This window comes from Kitasatospora sp. A2-31 (genome assembly GCF_022288725.1).
In the GTDB taxonomy this organism is placed as follows: domain Bacteria; phylum Actinomycetota; class Actinomycetes; order Streptomycetales; family Streptomycetaceae; genus Kitasatospora.
In genome coordinates, this window is record NZ_JAKNTA010000003.1 from 361,880 (window position 1) to 378,540 (window position 16,661).

The 16,661-nt window shown below is 71.7% G+C and carries 21 protein-coding genes; 12 read left to right on the top strand and 9 right to left on the bottom strand.

Annotated elements, in window-relative coordinates; translation table 11 throughout:
- Positions 1–61: 61 nt before the first annotated feature.
- The 4 genes from MCM47_RS10375 to MCM47_RS10390 form a co-directional block, all read right to left on the bottom strand.
- Positions 62–619, bottom strand: a complete 558-nt coding sequence (locus MCM47_RS10375) for a hypothetical protein (RefSeq protein WP_238861494.1) — start codon at positions 617–619, stop codon at positions 62–64.
- 248 nt (positions 620–867) lie between these two features.
- A complete protein-coding gene (locus MCM47_RS10380; protein WP_238860611.1) occupies positions 868–1,146 on the bottom strand; it encodes a hypothetical protein in 279 nt (92 codons plus the stop codon).
- Positions 1,143–1,364 carry a hypothetical protein gene (locus tag MCM47_RS10385; protein ID WP_238860613.1) on the bottom strand — a complete coding sequence of 74 codons (222 nt, stop codon included), beginning with the start codon at positions 1,362–1,364 and terminating at the stop codon, positions 1,143–1,145. The genes MCM47_RS10380 and MCM47_RS10385 overlap by 4 nt, the downstream gene beginning before the upstream one ends.
- Before the next feature lie 31 nt (positions 1,365–1,395).
- Entirely contained in the window at positions 1,396–1,770 is a 375-nt protein-coding gene (locus MCM47_RS10390; protein ID WP_238860615.1) for an ATP-binding protein, read from the bottom strand.
- Positions 1,771–2,084: 314 nt separating this feature from the next.
- On the opposite strand from MCM47_RS10390, the gene MCM47_RS10395 reads away from it, so the two are divergent.
- Both MCM47_RS10395 and MCM47_RS10400 read left to right on the top strand, forming a co-directional pair.
- Positions 2,085–2,933 carry a helix-turn-helix transcriptional regulator gene (locus MCM47_RS10395; RefSeq protein WP_238860617.1) on the top strand — a complete coding sequence of 283 codons (849 nt, stop codon included), beginning with the start codon at positions 2,085–2,087 and terminating at the stop codon, positions 2,931–2,933.
- Positions 2,934–2,943: 10 nt separating this feature from the next.
- The gene (locus MCM47_RS10400; protein WP_238860619.1) at positions 2,944–3,144 is read left to right on the top strand and encodes a DUF397 domain-containing protein; all 201 of its coding nucleotides are present in this window, start codon (positions 2,944–2,946) and stop codon (positions 3,142–3,144) included.
- A 111-nt stretch (positions 3,145–3,255) separates the two neighbouring features.
- On the opposite strand, the gene MCM47_RS10405 is transcribed toward MCM47_RS10400, so the two are convergent.
- From MCM47_RS10405 to MCM47_RS10425, 5 genes are all read right to left on the bottom strand, one after another.
- Entirely contained in the window at positions 3,256–4,428 is a 1,173-nt protein-coding gene (locus MCM47_RS10405) for a methyltransferase domain-containing protein (RefSeq protein WP_238860621.1), read from the bottom strand.
- Positions 4,429–4,431: 3 nt separating this feature from the next.
- Positions 4,432–4,593, bottom strand: coding sequence for a hypothetical protein (locus MCM47_RS10410; RefSeq protein ID WP_238860623.1), 162 nt, complete (start codon positions 4,591–4,593; stop codon positions 4,432–4,434).
- Positions 4,594–4,732: 139 nt separating this feature from the next.
- Positions 4,733–5,566: a helix-turn-helix transcriptional regulator gene (locus tag MCM47_RS10415; RefSeq protein ID WP_238860625.1), complete on the bottom strand. Its 834-nt coding sequence runs from the start codon at positions 5,564–5,566 to the stop codon at positions 4,733–4,735.
- Positions 5,563–6,078: a DUF6879 family protein gene (locus tag MCM47_RS10420; RefSeq protein ID WP_238860627.1), complete on the bottom strand. Its 516-nt coding sequence runs from the start codon at positions 6,076–6,078 to the stop codon at positions 5,563–5,565. Before MCM47_RS10420 ends, MCM47_RS10415 begins: the two co-directional genes overlap by 4 nt.
- Positions 6,062–6,274, bottom strand: a complete 213-nt coding sequence (locus tag MCM47_RS10425) for a hypothetical protein (protein ID WP_238860629.1) — start codon at positions 6,272–6,274, stop codon at positions 6,062–6,064. The genes MCM47_RS10420 and MCM47_RS10425 overlap by 17 nt, the downstream gene beginning before the upstream one ends.
- Before the next feature lie 503 nt (positions 6,275–6,777).
- Between MCM47_RS10425 and MCM47_RS10430 the strand changes: the two genes are divergently transcribed.
- From MCM47_RS10430 to MCM47_RS10475, 10 genes are all read left to right on the top strand, one after another.
- On the top strand, positions 6,778–7,440 hold the full coding sequence (locus MCM47_RS10430) for a DUF4097 family beta strand repeat-containing protein (RefSeq protein WP_238860631.1): 663 nt from the start codon (positions 6,778–6,780) through the stop codon (positions 7,438–7,440).
- A 26-nt stretch (positions 7,441–7,466) separates the two neighbouring features.
- Positions 7,467–8,423 carry an ATP-binding cassette domain-containing protein gene (locus MCM47_RS10435; RefSeq protein WP_238860633.1) on the top strand — a complete coding sequence of 319 codons (957 nt, stop codon included), beginning with the start codon at positions 7,467–7,469 and terminating at the stop codon, positions 8,421–8,423.
- A complete protein-coding gene (locus tag MCM47_RS10440) occupies positions 8,420–9,205 on the top strand; it encodes an ABC transporter permease (RefSeq protein ID WP_238860636.1) in 786 nt (261 codons plus the stop codon). Before MCM47_RS10435 ends, MCM47_RS10440 begins: the two co-directional genes overlap by 4 nt.
- A 251-nt stretch (positions 9,206–9,456) precedes the next feature.
- Entirely contained in the window at positions 9,457–10,038 is a 582-nt protein-coding gene (locus MCM47_RS10445; protein ID WP_238860638.1) for a hypothetical protein, read from the top strand.
- 50 nt (positions 10,039–10,088) lie between these two features.
- Positions 10,089–11,366, top strand: coding sequence for a sensor histidine kinase (locus MCM47_RS10450; protein ID WP_238860640.1), 1,278 nt, complete (start codon positions 10,089–10,091; stop codon positions 11,364–11,366).
- Positions 11,363–12,040 (top strand): response regulator transcription factor, encoded by a 678-nt coding sequence (locus tag MCM47_RS10455; RefSeq protein WP_238860642.1) that lies wholly within the window; start codon positions 11,363–11,365, stop codon positions 12,038–12,040. Before MCM47_RS10450 ends, MCM47_RS10455 begins: the two co-directional genes overlap by 4 nt.
- A gap of 338 nt (positions 12,041–12,378) precedes the next feature.
- The gene (locus MCM47_RS10460; protein ID WP_238860644.1) at positions 12,379–13,776 is read left to right on the top strand and encodes an efflux RND transporter periplasmic adaptor subunit; all 1,398 of its coding nucleotides are present in this window, start codon (positions 12,379–12,381) and stop codon (positions 13,774–13,776) included.
- Positions 13,777–13,823: 47 nt separating this feature from the next.
- Positions 13,824–14,594, top strand: coding sequence for an ABC transporter ATP-binding protein (locus tag MCM47_RS10465; protein WP_238860646.1), 771 nt, complete (start codon positions 13,824–13,826; stop codon positions 14,592–14,594).
- Complete coding sequence (locus tag MCM47_RS10470) at positions 14,591–15,802, top strand: ABC transporter permease (protein ID WP_238860648.1); 1,212 nt, start codon at positions 14,591–14,593, stop codon at positions 15,800–15,802. The genes MCM47_RS10465 and MCM47_RS10470 overlap by 4 nt, the downstream gene beginning before the upstream one ends.
- Positions 15,803–15,881: 79 nt before the next feature.
- Positions 15,882–16,571, top strand: coding sequence for a DUF5666 domain-containing protein (locus tag MCM47_RS10475; RefSeq protein ID WP_238860650.1), 690 nt, complete (start codon positions 15,882–15,884; stop codon positions 16,569–16,571).
- The last annotated feature ends 90 nt before the right edge of the window (positions 16,572–16,661 follow it).

Sequence of the window (16,661 nt, forward strand, 5' to 3'; positions counted from 1 at the left end):
GCTGCGCACGGGCCCGTACGCAGCAGGGGCGACGGGGTGCCGCGAGGGCTCGGGGCCGGTGTCAGCCGCGCGCACCGGAGCGGCGGCGCAGGAAGGCGAAGCCCAGGACGCCGGCGCCGACGGCCGCGACGGCGCCGCCGCCGGCCAGCTTGAGGCCGGAGGAGTCGGTCGAGCCGGAGCCGTCGCCGGCCTGTGCGGCGCCCTTGGGCACCTCGCGCACCTGCGGGCTCGCCGGGGCGGGACCGGAGCCGGAGCCGGAGCCGGAGCCGCCTGCCGGGGCGGGGGACGGGGTGGCCTCGGCGGCCCACCCGGTGGGGGCGGAGGCCGGGCGGGAGACCTTCGGCTGGGGGACGGAGCTCGGGGCCTGGCCCGAGCCGGCCTCGGCGGCCCACCCGGTGGGGGCGGAGGCCGGGCGGGAGACCTTCGGCTGCGGCACGGAGCCCGGAGCCGCGCCCGAGCCTGCCGCCTGGCCGGCGTTGGGCGCGGCGGGTGCGGGCTGCGGGGCGCCGTCGGCCCAGGCCTGCCCGCCGGAGAGGGAGGCCAGCAGTGCGGCACCGGTCAGGGTGCAGACGGCCAGCACACGGCGGGCGGGCGAGCGGTGGGTACGGCTCCTGGTCATGCGGTGTCACTCCTTCGTCGGGACGCGGGCCCCGGCCGGCTGGGCCGGGGCTTCGTCAGTGACGGTAGGAGTGCCGTGTCGCGGTCCCCGGCCGGTCGTGTCACGGCCACCCATCGGCTGCGTAACGACCGCCGGGGTGGTCGGGTCTTCGGTGCCGCGGCCCCGGCCCTGACGGCCACCGCCCTCGCCTGACGCGGCACCGCGAGACCCCCGCCCCGGGGGGGGCGAGGGTCTCCGCGTGCTGTCGGTCAGGCGGGTATGCGGTGTCGTCCGCGAGGGACGGGCGGGCGGTCGGTCTCGGGGCCGAAGCGGCCGGCCTGGCGGGCGATCCAGGCGTACTCGTGGGTGCCGTCGGGGAGTCGGCGCAGCTCCCAGCGGCCGTGGCGGGTGATCGGGCGCGGGGGCGAGGGGCGGTCGTCGTCGACCCTGAGGGCGGTGACGACGCCGAGGGCGACCGTGGCGATCGCCAGGGCGAGGAGGACGGCGAAGGCCGCGCCGATCAGGAAGGCGGCGGTGCCGGTTCTCATCGGCGGACCCCGAGGACGCGGTGGCCGAGGTGGGCGGCGAGGGCGTGGAGGAGGTCGTGGGCCTGGTCGCGGGTGAGGGGCAACGCGACGTGCTCGCCGGGGGCGGCGTGGACGTCGAGGTCGACGGCGAAGCGGAGTTGGAGGGCGGCGTCGGGGACGCGCTCCACGGCGAGGTAGGCGGCGGTGGTGCGCTCGACGTGGGTGCTCAGGACGTCCACGGCTGCTCCTCGGTGCCCTGGTGGTCGTGGTTCACGCGGCGGCGTCCAGCTCGAACCAGACGAACTTGCCCTTGCCGCGCTCGCGAGGGGCGGCGCCGAAGCGGTGGGTGAGCGAGCGGACGAGGAACAGGCCCCGGCCGGAGAGCTCGTAGGGGTCGGCGGGGGTGCGGGGTTCGGGGAGCACCGGGTTGTCGTCCGCGACGGAGACGCGGACGGTGCGGTCGGAGAGCAGGACGACGACCACGGTGGGCGCGGGGTTGCCCCCGTGCTTCCAGGCGTTGACGAAGAGCTCGTGCAGGGCGAGCTCGGCGTCGCCGATCACGTCGGGCGGCCAGCCGGCGGCGGTCAGGGCGTCGCGCAGCGCCTCGCGGGCGGCGGACCAGTCGGGCGGGTTGAAGGCACACATCGGGAACCTCCGGGAGGGGCGGTGGTGGATTCGGGTTCGATCGGCGGAATCGTCGCCGTGAGCCAGGCCGGTGCGGGGCTGGTTGATGCCACGCGCGGCTGCTCTGCGGTGCACGGGCAGCAGGCGCCTACTGCCCGATGGATAGGCATTACTGACGATCCGTCGGACCAATGTGCTGTCGACTATACAGACTCTGTATCACCTGTGATCCTGCAACTGGATAGATTCACCCTTGAGTGCTCGCCCTGTCCCGAGGTGGACCCGCACCGGAGCAGCGCGGCAGACTTGGGCCACATTGGGCAAGGAAGGAAGCCATGCCGCCACGACCCAACCCCACACTCCGTCAGCGCCGCATCGGTGCCGAGCTGCGAAAGATGCGTGAGGCCGCGGGGCTGTCTGCTCCCAGCCTGAGTCGGGCTCTGGGAATCGATAGAACCCAGGTCAGTCAGATGGAGTCGGGAAAGGTCGGCTTGAGCCGGGAGCGTCTGCAGTCGTTCGCCGCGGCATGCAAGTGCATGAACCACCCTCTGGTCGAAGCACTTGAGGCGATGATCCAGGAGCGTTCGAAGGGATGGTGGGAGGAGTACCGCGGAACCATCCCGGACGGCTTCCTTGAGAACGCGGAGCTGGAGAAGGGATCGCGCGAGCTGATGATGTGGGTGCTCACCCACATCCCTGGTCCGTGCCAGACCATCAGCTATGCATCAGCGGTGTTCGGGCGATTGATTCCCCAACTCCCGCGTCACGAGCTGGAGGCGCGGACGGCATTCCGGATGCAGCGCAAGACGGACCTTCGCAGGGACCGGAAACCACTGACGGCCTTCGTGTACGAGTCCGCGCTGTGGACGAGGTTTGGTGGCACGCAGGTCCTGAAGGAGCAGCTCAGGTCGCTCCTCGAAGACTCGGAACAGTCGTGGATGACCATTCGAGTCGTGCCGTTCGATGTCGAAACCTTCCCTGGCGCGGTCGAGAACCTCACCTATGCGTTCGGTTCTGTGCCAGAGCTGGACACCGTCGAACTGGAGTCGTCAGGAGGACCGATCTTCGTCGATGCTGCAAGCGAGCTTGTCAGCTACCGCTCCATCTTCGGGCGCACCGAAGCGTCAGCCCTGAGCGAGAGCAAGTCCCGAGACCTGATCCACAAGGTCGAACGAGAGCTGTGAGAGGCCGAACATGACCGACATCGAGTGGCAGAAGTCTTCCTTCAGCGGATCCGGTGGTGACTGTGTCGAGGTGCGTAACGCCGCCGGGCTGATCGAACTCCGTGAGTCCGACGACGCCGAGGTCATCGTCCGCACCACCGCCCTCAAGTTCGCCAAGTTCCTCCAGGGCGTCAAGGCTGGCGAGTTCGACCACTTCATCGCCGACGCGTAGCAAATCGATCCGGCGGTCCTTCGCTCCAGCTGAGCGAAGGGCCGCCGCGTGGAGGTGCCGTGCCTCGGAGTGGGAAGTCGGTCCTTCCGACTTCCCACTCCGTCCGAGCCATCAGCCGCTGAGGGCTACCGGGTTGTCCGGGCTGTCCAGCCACACCGAATGGCTCGCCCCTGCCACGGTGAGCCCGAACCGGTCGAAGCCGGGCCGACCCCGGGCGTCCCACCAGCGCCAGGCCGCGTCCACCTCGTCCCAGAGCCGCCGCCGGCCGGACTGCACCACCTCGTAGTCGCCCCGATCGGGCTCCCAGTCGACGGTCGCCCATGACGTGACGGCAGTGTCGTGCAGCCATAGCGTGTAGGCGCCGTCCTGATAGCGCTCGATCAGGGGGAAAGCCCCTGGCACCTGCACACCGATGACGAACATCTCCAGCCACCCGCCAACGTCTTCCGGTGACAAGGGTGTTGACGACCGTGCTCCGTCCGCCGGCCAGGGCCCCGAGAGGTAGACCAGGCTGTCCGGCCGCTCGGCTCGTTGCTGCCGGAGCCGCATGAACGCGGACGATCCGATGAACCTGCCGCTCGCCGTGCCGTCGTCGCCGACCGTGAGCCGGACGACCGCCTCTCCGCCGTACTCGGGCCCCCATGGCACGACGATCACCCCACCGGGTCGTGCCTGCTCGACCCACGCCTGTGGAATCCGGCCGACCGAACACGTGGCAATCACCCGGTCGTACGGCGCGCCCTTCGCATAGCCATCTGCCCCATCGCCGACCACGGACGTCGGGGCGTACCCGGCCTTCGCGAGCCGTTGTCGTGCGGCGGCCGCGCTGTAATGGTCCACCTCCACCGTGACGACGTTTCCAGGCCCGAGCCGGTGTGCCAGGAGCGCGGCGTTCCAACCCGTCCCCGTGCCGATCTCCAGAACGCGGTTGCCGTCCTCGACGTTCAGCGCGGCGAGCATGGAGAACACCATGGTCGGCATGGAGCTGGACGATGTCGGTATGGTGCCCCGGCCGGTCCCGGCGTGCGCCCCGTCGTCCCACTGCGTGGTGAGCGGCACATCTGAATGGACGGCCTCCCACCATGCGGCCCGGTCGGCGTCCCGGTTGACCGCTTCGCCCTGTCGCACGCCATCAGCCCGACCGGGCCAGACGGTGTCCGGTACGAACAGGTGGCGGGGCACGGCGGCGTAGCCCGGTAGCCAGTCTGACGTCAGTGACCCGTTCGCGATGAGCGCGGAGGCCAGCCTGGCTCGGCCGGCCTCCGCTTCGTGTTGCTCGATCACCGGCTACTTACCGTCCGCCGGACCCTTGCCGTCCGAGGTGTTGCCACCCTCGGAGGAACCGCCGCCACCGTGCTTGTTGCCGCTGCTGCTGTCGTCCTGCTGGCCGCCGCCGGTACCCGATCCGGTGCCGCCGCCGTGCTTTCCGTCGAACGTGGGCCTGGACATGTACTTCCCCTTCGTCGTCATCTCCCGGACCGACGGCGCTCCGCTGGTCCGTCCGCACGGGAAACAAGCTAGGGAAGGCGGAACGGTCAATCAATGCGATTCCCGTTCCGAAATAATCGTCCAGCGGGTGGAGTCGGCTTTATGTGCGATAAGCGGCAGACCATTCGGCGAGTAGGCCTCGGGCGGATTCTCCGAAGACTGCATTCTCCTCGAACAATGTGAAGATCTCCAGGTGCTGGACAATGTCTTTCGAATCGCGGAAGACTATCCGGCCGGTGAAGGTCTCCACGGTGACCAGTCGGTCGTCGTAGATCGTGAACGTGTTCATCGGGCCACGCGTCAACGGTGTGCCGATAGGCAACAGTCCGAGGCGAACAGATGGATGGTAGGACAGCGAGGCGAGCCGGTCGATCTGCATGGCCATAGCCAGAGGCGGGAGCATGGCCCACTTGACGGCCTGTTCGGTCAGGATGAACGTGAATGACTTGGATTCGTCATAGAGCAGGGCTTGCCTTTCCATCTTCCGGTTGACTACCCCGGTTCTGTCTCCCTTTGTGTTTGCCAGGCTGGCATGCATGTACTCCGGCGTGGCGAGCAGGCCGGTGATCATCGCGGGAAGAAAGTACCGCAGCTCGGATGCGGCGGTCTCCAGACTGGATAGTTCGGCCTGCCGCTTCTCGATACCGCGGCGCCACGAGGAGCGTTTGTCCTGCCACTCGGTGTTCGCGATCCGTGCCAGTGAGGTGGTCTCCCGGATGAGGTCCCTCGGTGCGTCGAGCGCGCTGAGGATCCGCTCCACGTCAACGGCACTCGGTGTGGCCTTCCCTCTTTCGATCTTGCTGATCTTGCTCTGGCTGATGCCACAACGCGCTGCAAGCCGGTCTCCAGTGAGACCGGCTTGCAAGCGGAGGCTCCTGAGCAACTCGGCCAGATCCTGCTTCGACCGTCCGAGCTGATCGGGATCGAGCGTCATCCGTGGGCTTTCAGGTAGTCGACGAAGGGCACCGAGTTCGCGATCGCAATCCTCTTCAACTCCCGGCACTCTGCTGCCCGACCGTTGACCAGCTCGCGGTTGATCTGCGTGCCGTCCGGCCGGAAGTTCAGATGCACGACCGAGGATTCGTCGAACATCCACCAGTCCTGGGAGGGAATCCCGAAGTCCTGATCGGTGGCGTCCAGAATCCGGATGTCTTCCCCGGCCGCGATGTTGCCGGGAATCCCCCAGGCGAATTGGTACCGCTGGTAGTCGGTCAACGGCCGGCGCACCACACGGACGCGTCCGATCGTCCTTCCGGAGGAAACGAACCCCTGAACCCTTCGGTGCCAGGCCGCGTTGTGCCCGTCCGGCTTCGGCTCACCACGCAGGAACCGCGCAAGGTTCTCGGCCTCGCGCGGCATGGAGTATGTCGGCTGGGCTTCGAACCGGAACGCATCCCGCTCGTACGCATCGAAGTGCTCGCGCCACTGGTCACCATCCAAGAGCACGGACGGCCTCCTCCAGGACGCTCCGGGGGATCTCCACCGCGGACTCACCCCCCGGCACCTGGAGGGCGGCGAAGTGATCGCCCTGGACCACGAATGTGTCGCGATCGGTCGCGTAGACGTTCGGGCAGTCGTCGTCATCGCAGTTGGGGCCGTTGGGCCTACCGGTCAGCCGCGTCAGGCTCGGGTTCTCGGTCATGTTGCCCCCCTTCGAATCGGCCCGGTCGGACCGTCAGATACGAAGGTAGGGAGGGCAGTAGTGGGTGTCCATGCCGGCACAGATGTATTCCGGTGTCGGACTAAAGATCAAGGTAGGCCGGCGAGTTCGACCACGTAGTCGCCTGCGACTGCCCGCGGCCGCTTGGTCCTCGGGGCGCCTCGCCGAAGCGGCGAGGCGCCCCGAGTGGGTGGGTGGTGATGGCTCCGGGCGGAAGTCGAAACCGTCTGACTCGTCGCGCCGCAGGTCAGGCTGCGTGCCGGTCTCCCCGCCCGCGTTCCGATTGCCCGGCGTAGCGTTCATTCTCAATCTGTTGCAACGGTCGAGATGACTGTCGTTGCGTTAGAAACAGAACCGTTGCAACAATATTGCCGCCCTGAGCTGCGACGATACAGGTATTGCGCAACGGGGCTGTTGCCTGATCATCGAACGCAACGTAGCTTTTGCGGAGTCAGAAACGAACACCGCAGCAGCAGGAGAGAACGATGCAGAAGTTCGACACCACCGCCCCGATCGCCGCCGTCCTGGACATCGCCGCGGGGCGCATCCAGGTCGTCGCCGCCGATCGGGCCGACACCGTGGTGGAGGTCCGGCCCGCGGACGCCTCGAAGGGGCGCGACGTGAAGGCGGCGGAGCAGACCACCGTCGAGTACCGCGACGGCGTCCTGCGGATCGAGACCCCGGACGGGAAGAGCCTCGGCCCCTCCGGCTTCGTCGAGGTGACCGTCCAGCTGCCCGTCGGCTCCCACGTCGAGGCCCGGACCGCCGCCGCCGAGTTCCACGGCGTCGGCCGCCTCGGGGACGTCGCCTTCGACGGCGCGCAGGGCGCGGTCAGGCTCGACGAGGCCGCGAGCGCCCGCCTCGCCCTCCAGGCCGGCGACATCACCGTCGGCCGCCTCACCGGCCCCGCGCACCTCAGCACCCAGAAGGGCGACATCGCCGTCGCCGAGGCCGTGCGCGGCACGGTCGAGCTGCACACCCAGGCCGGCAACCTGGCGGTCGGCGCCGCTCCCGGCGTCTCGGCCTCGCTGGACGCCGGCACCACCTACGGCCGGATCCACAACGAGCTCAGGAACACCGGCGGCACCGCCGACCTGACCATCCACGCGACCACCGCCTACGGCGACATCACCGCCCGCAGCCTCTGACCCGCAGCCACCGAGGAGCACCCATCATGACCAACCCGGCCATCGCGGCGAACGGTCTGCGCAAGTCCTACGGCGAGAAGACCGTCCTCGACGGCATCGACCTGCGCATCCCCGCCGGCTCGGTGTTCGCCCTGCTCGGACCGAACGGCGCCGGCAAGACCACCACCGTGCAGATCCTCTCCACCCTCATCACCGCCGACGGCGGGCAGGCCCGGGTCGCGGGCCACGACCTCACCGCCGCCCCGCAGGCCGTGCGCGCCGCGATCGGCGTCACCGGGCAGTTCTCCGCCGTCGACGGCCTGATCACCGGCGAGGAGAACATGCTCCTCATGGCGGACCTGCACCACCTGCCCCGGCGCGAGGGCCGCCGCGTCACCGCCGAACTCCTGGAGCGCTTCGACCTCACCGACGCCGCGAAGAAGCCCGCCTCCACCTACTCCGGCGGCATGAAGCGCCGCCTCGACATCGCCATGACCCTGGTCGGCGACCCACGCATCATCTTCCTCGACGAACCCACCACCGGCCTCGACCCCCGCTCCCGCCACACCATGTGGCGGATCATCCGCGAACTGGTCACCGGCGGCGTCACCGTCTTCCTCACCACCCAGTACCTCGAGGAGGCCGACCAGCTCGCCGACCGCATCGCCGTCCTCCACAACGGCAGGATCGCCGCCGAAGGCACCGCCGACGAGCTCAAACGACTCGTCCCCGGCGGCCACGTCCGCCTCCGCTTCACCGACCCGGCCGCCTACCGGGCCGCCGCCACCGCCCTGCCCGGAGCCACCCCCGACGACGAGACCCTCGCCCTGCAGATCCCCAGCGACGGCAGCCAGCGCAACCTGCGCAGCGTCCTCGACCACCTCGACACCGCCGGCATCGAGGCCGACGAGCTGACCGTGCACACCCCCGACCTCGACGACGTGTTCTTCGCCCTCACCGCCACCGCCGCCGTCCCCGACCAGCCCAAGGAGAACGCCCGATGAGCACCCTCTCCCTCGCCGTCCGCGACTCGTCCACCATGCTGCGGCGCAACCTGCTGCACGCCCGGCGCTACCCGTCCCTGACGCTGAACCTCCTGCTCACCCCGGTCATGCTGCTGCTCCTGTTCGTCTACATCTTCGGCGACGCCATGAGCGCGGGCATCGGCGGCGGCGACCGCTCCGCCTACATCGCCTACCTCGTCCCGGGCATCCTGCTGATGACCATCGGCAGCACCACCATCGGCACCGCGGTCTCCGTCTCCAACGACATGACCGAGGGCATCATCGCCCGCTTCCGCACCATGGCGATCCACCGCGGCTCCGTGCTCGTCGGACACGTCGTCGGCAGCGTCCTGCAGGCGGTCATGAGCGTGCTCCTCGTCGGCGCCGTCGGCCTCGCCATCGGCTTCCGCACCACGGACACCACGCCGCTGGAGTGGCTCGCCGCCTTCGGCCTGCTCGTCCTGTTCGCCCTGGCGCTCACCTGGATCGCCGTCGGCATGGGCCTGGTCAGCCCGAACGCCGAGGCCGCCAGCAACAACGCCATGCCGCTGATCTTCCTCCCGCTCATCTCCAGCACGTTCGTCCCCGTCCACTCCATGCCCGGCTGGTTCCAGCCGATCGCCCAGTACCAGCCCTTCACCCCCGCCATCGAGACCCTGCGCGGGCTGCTCCTCGGCACGCAGATCGGCGACAACGGATGGATCGCCCTCGCCTGGTGCCTCGGTCTCACCGCCCTCGGCTACCGCTGGTCGACCTCCACGTTCAACCGCGACCCGAAGTAGCCGCCGTGGCGACGCGGCAGCCCTCCGCACCTCGCACCGCCCCCGGGCGGCGTACTCCGACACCGGGTCGGCGCACGCCGCCCGTCGGCGTTCCGGGCGGCGTGCACCTCGTCATCCCGCGACTGCCGACCGCCGACCCCCTACCGCCGTAGGGGGTCGGTTTGGCTCTGCGGTGGGACGTGCCGGGTGGCCTCCGGCTCGTAGCTTTCGGGGTGTCGGCACACGGGTTGACCAGAGAGTGAGAAGAGACCATGACCGTCATCGCCTCGCACCGCAACAGCACCGCCGCCGGGTCCCGCACCGGTCTGCTCCGGTCCGGGTTCGTGCGCAGGATCGGGCAGGCCGCCACGCTCCTGCCCGTCTCGGTCGCCGCGGTCGGCGCGCTCGCCGCAGGCCGCCCGGACGCGGCGCGCCGCTGGTGGGCCCGGATCGCCGAGCAGGGGACGGCGCGGACGGAACGGCGCGGCCCCGGCGCGGCGCGGCTGCTGGCGCACGGGCTGCTCGCCGTGCCGCTGGGGTTGCTGACCCTGATCCCGATCGGCATGGAGGTGCTGTTCGTGCTGCGCGGCGTGCTGTACCCCCTGGTCCAGCCGGGTCCGTACACCACGGCGTGGGGCGGTCCCACGACGGCCGGGGCGTGGCTGGCGCACTTCGGGGTGGGCCTGCCGACGGCGGCCGCCGGGCTGGGGCTGCTGTGGCTGCTGCACCGGCTGCACGCGCGGCTGGCGGGCGGCATGTGGGGCCGACGGGTCGGCGCCTGGCCCGTTGTGGCGACGGCGGCGGCCCTGGGCGCCGGTGCGCTGCTCGTCAACGCGTGGGTCCACCAGCTGTGATCCGGACCGACCGGGAGGCCGGGGCGGGGTCGGTCGTACGATGGCCCGCGATGAAGATCCACTCTGTCGGTCTCCCCCTGCGCTCCCTCCCGGCCGTCTTACGCGCGGCGGTCTGGAGCGACCTGGCACGGCCGTCGATCCCCTTCCCCGGCGGCCGCCGGGGCGGCAGGATCCTGACCGCGGTGGTGTGGCTGCTGGCGGTGGCCGCCTACTTCGCAGGCACCCTGGACCTGGCCCAGCACTACGGCTTCGGCTACGGCCCGGCGATGGCGCTGACCGTCGCCCGCGCCGTCCCGCTCGTCCTGGCGCTGAGCCGTCCCCGGGCCGCCTGGTGGACGCAGTTGGCGGCGGTGACCCTGACGGCCGCGCTCGCCAGGCCCTACTCGGCGGCGGAGCCCTGGCCCTGGGCCGTGACCTCGGTCCTCACGCTGGCGACGACGCTCGGCGTGGTGGGGCTGCGGGCCCCGCGCCGGGCGATCGTGGCGATGTGGTGCGAGGTGCTCGTCGTGGGGACGGTGCTGGCCGTGACGGTCCCGGCCCACGGGGGCCTGCCCGCGTTGCTCCCGCTGACGGTGATCCTCGCGGTCGCGGCGGTCACCGCGAACGCGGTGCGCGGCCGCGGCGACGTCCAGGCCCGCCTCCTGCTGGCGGAGGAGCGGGGCGCGGCCGAGCAGGCCAGGGCGGCGCTCCTCGCCGAGCGCGCCCGCATCGCCCGCGAACTGCACGACGTGGTGGCCCACCACATGTCGGTGATCACCGTGCAGGCCGACAGCGCCCCGTACCGCGTCGCCGACGTCTCGCCGGGCGCCGCCGGTGAGTTCGCCGCGATCGCCGCCGAGGCGCGCCGATCTCTCGCGGAGATGCGGCGCCTGCTCCACGTGCTGCGCAACGAGGACTCCCCGGACGGCGAACACGCCCCCCAACCCGACGTGTCCGACCTGCCCGCGCTCCTGGAGGCGACCCGCCGCGCCGGCGTCGACGCCCGCCTGGACGTGGCCGACGACGTGCTGTCGGCCACGGGACTGCCGGCTGCCGTCGCCCTCTCGGCGTACCGCCTGGTCCAGGAGGCGCTGAGCAACGTGGTCCGCCACGCTCCGGGCGCCCGTGCGGACGTCGAGGTGCGGCGCTCCGCCGGCGCCCTGCGCGTCAGTGTCGTCAACTCGCCGCCCGGCGACGTGCGTCCGGCCGTGGAGACACGCACCGGTGGACACGGCCTGGTCGGCATGCGGGAGCGAGTCGCCATGCTGGACGGCGAGTTCACCGCGGAACCCCTCGCCGACGGCGGCTTCCGGATGGCCGCCGTCCTGCCACTACCGGGAACACCGTGACCATCAACGTACTCATCGTCGACGACCAGGCCATGATCCGCGCCGGCTTCGGCGCCCTGCTCGACGCGCAGCCCGACATCGCCGTGGTCGGCGAGGCGGGCGACGGCGAGGAGGGCGTGGCCCTGTGCGCCGCCCGACGGCCCGACGTCGTGCTCATGGACGTGCGCATGCCGGTCCTGGACGGGCTGGAGGCGACCCGCCGCCTCATGAACCCGCCCCCCGGCACCGGGTACCGGCCGAGGGTCCTGATGCTCACCACCTTCGACATCGACGACTACGTGTACGAGGCACTGGCCGCGGGCGCCAGCGGGTTCCTGCTCAAGGACGCCCCGCCCGCCGACCTGATCCAGGCCGTGCGGGTCGTCGCGGCCGGCGAGGCCCTGCTGGCACCGCGGGTGACCCGGCGCCTGATCGAGGGCTTCGTCCGCAGCCGTCCGGTGGCGTCCAAGACGCCCGAGCGGCTGAAGGGCCTGACCCCCCGGGAGACCGAGGTCCTCGTCCACGTCGCCCGCGGCCGGTCCAACGGCGAGATAGCGGCGGAGCTGTTCCTCGCCGAACAGACGGTCAAGACCCACGTCTCACGGATCCTCGACAAGATCGCGGCCAGGGACCGGGCCCAGGCCATCGTGTTCGCCTACGAGAGCGGCCTGGTCAGGGCCGGGGAGACCGGCTGAGCGCACCACCCCCTCGGGCCTGTGAGCCCACCGCCCCCGCGGGCTCCTTCTCGACCGGGGAGGGGCGACCGGGGAGGGTCGAGCAGGGAGAGGGGGGCCTCCCACGCGACGGACCCCGGTGGCCCGCCCGTCCCGGCGAGGTGGGGCCGGCGGCCGCCTCCCGGATGGCTGGGGGTGGCTGGGAGGCTGCTGGGAGGTTCACCATCGGTCGGCCTCCCCGCAGCCAAGAGCCACGCTCGAACGGGGTGGCACGTGCCGAAATGACCGGATTCGGGCGGTCAGCGTTCTCCCAGCCGGGGCTCAGGAGCTCGAAAGGGCGTCCGGCGAAGCTGTGCGGCATGAAGGTGCTCCTGCGACGGCGTGGTGCCGTCCTCCTGAACTCCGCGCTCGGCGTGGCCCTGGTGGGCGCCGTGGCTCTGGCGTACACGACGCTGGACGGCGGTACCGAGAAGGCGGCCGGCAAGGCGCAGGTCCGGACGGCGACGGTGGCCAGGGGCACGGTCCTGGCCACCGTGTCCGGAACCGGAACCCTGGTCTCGCCCACCGACGCGGCCCAGGACTTCACCACCGGCGGGAAGCTGACGGCGATCAAGGTGGCGGTGGGCGACACCGTGACCAAGGGCCAGGTGCTGGCGACGGTCGACACCACGGCGGCCCAGCAGCAGGTGGACGCGGCCAAGGCGGCCCTCACCACGGCCGACGCCAATCTCGACAAGGCGGAGGCCGGGGTCACCACCACGACCACCCAGCAGATCCCGGGCACCGCCCAGCCGTCCGGCGGCACCGGCGGCACCGGCGGCAACGGCGGGGGCGCCGGAGGTGGGGAGCGCGGAGCGGGCGTGAGCAGTACGCCCGCTCCGCAGACCACCACGATCACCACCACCAAGGTGGACGAGGCGGCCGTCGCCCAGGCCGAGCAGCAGGTGGCCACCGCCCGGACCAACCTGGCCAACGCCCAGGCCGCCCTGGCCGGGACCACGCTGACCGCCTCGGTGGACGGCACGGTGGCGTCGGTCACCGGCAAGGTCGGCGACACGGTGGGCGGTGGCACCGGCACCGCCTCGGGCGCCGCCAAGTCCTCGGGCGCCAGCGCGGGCTCCGCCGCGCCGAGCGGCTTCATCGTGCTGACCAACCCGACCGGGATGCAGGTCACCGCCAACTTCTCCGAACTGGACTCGCTCAAGCTGAAGAAGGGCGAGGCGGCCACCGTCACCCTGAACGCGCAGTCCGACACCAAGCTCAACGCCACCGTCCTGTCGGTCAGCTCGCTGCCCGTGAGCAGCGGCGGCACCGGCGGCGCGGCCGCCGTCCAGTACGCGGCCACGCTGCAGATCACCGGTGACACCGGCAAGCTCCGCACCGGCCTCAGCGCGACCGTCTCGGTGGTCACCGGCGAGGCCGACAACGCGCTCTCGCTGCCCACCGCGGCGCTGGCCGGGACCGGTGGCACCCGGACCGCCACCGTGGTGCACCCGGACGGGACCACCGAGCGGGTCGAGGTCGGCGTGGGCGTCGAGGGCGACACCACCGTCCAGGTGGTCTCCGGGCTGAACGAGGGCGACAAGGTCGAACTCGCCTCCACCAGCGGCACCAACGGCTTCCCCAACGGCTCCTTCCCGGGAGGGGGCGGCCAGGGCGGCCGCAACGGCGGCGGCACGGGCGTGGCCGGGTTCGGCGGTGCCGGTGGCGCCGGGGGTACCGGGGGCGGCGCGGGCCGGGCCGGCGGTACTCGCTGATGGCGCGCCGGAATCCCACCGCCGGGCCGGGATCGGCGCCACCGCCGGTGATCCAGATCCGCCGCCTGACCAAGTCGTACGGGCACGGCGACGCCACCGTGCACGCGCTGCACGGGCCGGCCGACCCGGCCACCGGCGGGCCGCTGGGCGTCAGCCTGGACGTCGAGCAGGGCGACTTCGTGGCGGTGATGGGCAGTTCGGGCTCCGGGAAGTCCACCCTGATGAACATCCTCGGTTGCCTGGACGTCCCCACCACCGGCCGCTACCTGCTGGACGGCATCGACGTCGGACACCTGGACGAGCAGCAGCTCTCGCTGGTCCGCAACCGCAAGATCGGCTTCGTCTTCCAGTCCTTCAACCTGATCCCCCGCACCACCGCTCTCGCCCAGGTCGAGCTGCCGCTCGCCTACGCGGGCGTCCGGGCCGCCGAGCGGCGCCGCCGGGCGGTGGCCGCGCTCTCCCTGGTGGGCCTCGCCGAACGCGCCGGGCACCGGCCGAACGAGCTCTCCGGCGGCCAGCAGCAGCGGGTCGCCGTCGCCCGGGCGCTGGTCACGGCGCCGGCGATGCTGCTCGCCGACGAGCCGACCGGCAACCTCGACAGCCGCTCCACCGAGGAGGTGCTCGCGATCATCGACGGCCTCAACGCGACCGGTCGCACGGTGGTCCTGATCACCCACGAGGACGAGGTCGCGCTGCACGCCAAGCGGGTGATCCGGCTGGTCGACGGCGCGATCGTCAGCGACGTCCGGCACGCCCCGGTGGACGGTCCCCCGCCCGCGCTGCGTCCGGCGGCCGACGCCCGGGGGGTGCTCGCGTGATCCTCTGGCAGATGCTCCGTTTCGCCGTCGGCGGCCTGGCGGCCAACAAGGTGCGTTCCGCCCTGACGATGCTCGGGGTGCTGATCGGCGTCGCCTCGGTGATCCTGCTGCTGGCGGTCGGCAACGGCTCCTCCGAGGCGGTCAAGGAGTCGATCACCTCGCTCGGCACCAACTCGCTGACCGTCAGTTCCGGTTCCGCCTTCGGCGGGGCGCGGACGGCCTCCGCCGCCAAGAAGCTCACCGTGGCCGACGCCAGGGCGCTGGCGAGCGACCCGGACACCACGGCGATCAAGTCGGTCGCCCCGGTCGTCACCGCCTCCGGCACCGCGCTGTACGGGGACATCTCGTACACGCCCGGCTCGATCGTCGGGACCTACCCCGCCTACTTCGAGACCGCCAACCAGCGGATCGGACACGGCGAGTACTTCTCCAACGACGACGTGCTCGGCTCCCGCAAGGTCGCCGTGCTCGGCGCCACCACCGCGAAGCAGCTGTTCGCCGCCGCCGACCCGGTCGGCAGGCAGATCACCGTCGGCGGTACGCCGCTCACCGTGGTCGGGGTGCTCCGGGCCAAGGGCGGCACCGGCTTCACCGACCCGGACGACGTGGTGATCGCCCCGCTGCCGACGGTGCAGAACGCCTTCACCGGCTTCGGCTCGGTCAACCAGATCCTGGTGCAGGCCACCTCCGCGGACACCACCACCGCCGCGCAGGCCGAGATCACCCGGGTGCTGCTCGGCACCCACGCGATCACCGACCCGAGCAAGGCGGACTTCCGGATCAGCAACCAGGCCTCGCTGCTCACCGCCCGCGAGTCCACCACGAAGACCTTCACCGTGCTGCTGGGCGCGGTGGCCGCGATCTCGCTGCTGGTCGGCGGGATCGGCATCACCAACATCATGCTGGTCACCGTCACCGAGCGGACGAGGGAGATCGGCATTCGCAAGGCGCTCGGCGCGCCGCGCGGGGTCATCCTCGGGCAGTTCCTGACCGAGTCCACCCTGCTGTCGGTGATCGGCGCCGGACTCGGCGTGCTGGTCGGGATCGCCGGCTCGCACTTCGAGATCGTCGGCATCAAGCCGGTGGTGATCCCCGAGTCGGTGCTCGGCGCCTTCGGCATCGCCGTCGCGATCGGGCTGTTCTTCGGCAGCTACCCCGCCAACCGGGCCGCCTCGCTGCGCCCGATCGACGCCCTCCGGCACGAGTGATCCGGCGCAGCCCGCACCCCTGGCGTGTCCGACACGCCCCGGCCCCCGAGCAGCCCACGAGTAGGACGGGACACCACCCATGAGCAACGAGATCGAGCCGAGCACCCCGGCCGAGCAGGTCGTCCTGCTCTCCACCCCGCCGGACGCCCGGGACGTCACCGCCGAACTGGCCGCGCCCCCGCGCCGCAAGCTGCCCTGGCTCAGCCTCGCCCTCGGGGGTGCCGTGATCGCCACGGCCGCCTTCGCGGGCGGCGTCTGGTACCAGAAGGACAACGGCTCCGGCGGGTCCGGCCGGGCGGTGGCCGGCGGCCAGCAGCCCCGCGGGGCCGGCGCGACCCCCGGCGCCCCCGGGCAGAACGGCGGCCGCCGGGGCGGCCAGGGCGGTCAGGGCAACGGCCAGGGCGGTGGGGGCAACGGCCAGGGCGGCCAGGGCGGCTTCACCCGCGGCACCGTCAAGGCCGTCGACGGCACCACCGTCTACCTCACCGACGCCAACGGCAACACCGTCAAGATCACCACCGGCGACGCGACGAAGGTCCAGCTCAACAAGGAGGGCAAGGTCGCCGACCTGCAGCCCGGCCAGAGCGTGACCGTCGTCGGCACCCCCGACGCCAACGGCGGGTACGCGGCCAGCCAGCTCGTCGAGGGCGCCACCGGCTTCGGCGGCTTCGGCGGCTTCGGCGGAGCGGGCGGCTTCGGCGGCGGAGGGGGCAACCGGACGGCGTCCGGCGGCGGAGGAGGGGGCAACCGGACCGCGTCCGGCGGCTGACCCCGCAGCCGCCGGACGCCCGCGCGGCCCGGCCGAATCCTTCCGGCGGCCGGGCCGCGCCGCCCTGCCCGCCGCAGGGCGGCCGGGTCC